Origin of the sequence: Pseudomonas sp. BP01, from assembly GCF_022760795.1 — a bacterium.
GTDB classification, from domain to species: Bacteria; Pseudomonadota; Gammaproteobacteria; order Pseudomonadales; family Pseudomonadaceae; genus Aquipseudomonas; species Aquipseudomonas putida_Q.
In genome coordinates this window covers 1-451 of record NZ_JAFBKA010000080.1, presented here as the reverse complement: position 1 = coordinate 451, position 451 = coordinate 1, and the positions used below count along the sequence as shown (strand labels likewise).

Annotated in this window: 1 protein-coding gene; it reads right to left on the bottom strand. The window is 54.5% G+C overall.

From position 1 onward, the window contains the following. The coding region (locus JOY50_RS28555) for an alanine--tRNA ligase-related protein (protein ID WP_243056176.1) at positions 1–451 on the bottom strand (451 nt) is incomplete at both ends.

Sequence of the window (451 nt, the reverse complement as noted above, 5' to 3'; positions counted from 1 at the left end):
CTCCATGGTGCCGTCGGCCTGACGGTTAAACTGCATGAAGACGATGTTCCAGATCTCAATGTAGCGATCGCCATCTTCTTCCGGGCTTCCCGGAGGACCGCCCCAGATGTGGTCACCGTGGTCGAAGAAGATTTCGGTACACGGACCGCACGGACCGGTATCGCCCATCTGCCAGAAGTTGTCAGAAGCGAACGCCGCGCCTTTATTATCGCCAATGCGGATAATACGCTCACGTGGAACGCCGACCTCATTCGCCCAGATATCGAAGGCTTCGTCATCGGTTTCGTAGACGGTAACCCACAGTTTATCTTTCGGCAGCGCGAACCAGTTTTCCCCGGTCAGCAGTTCCCATGCGTATTTGATGGCATCCTGCTTGAAGTAATCGCCGAAGCTGAAGTTACCCAGCATTTCAAAGAAGGTATGGTGACGCGCGGTGTAACCGACGTTTTCC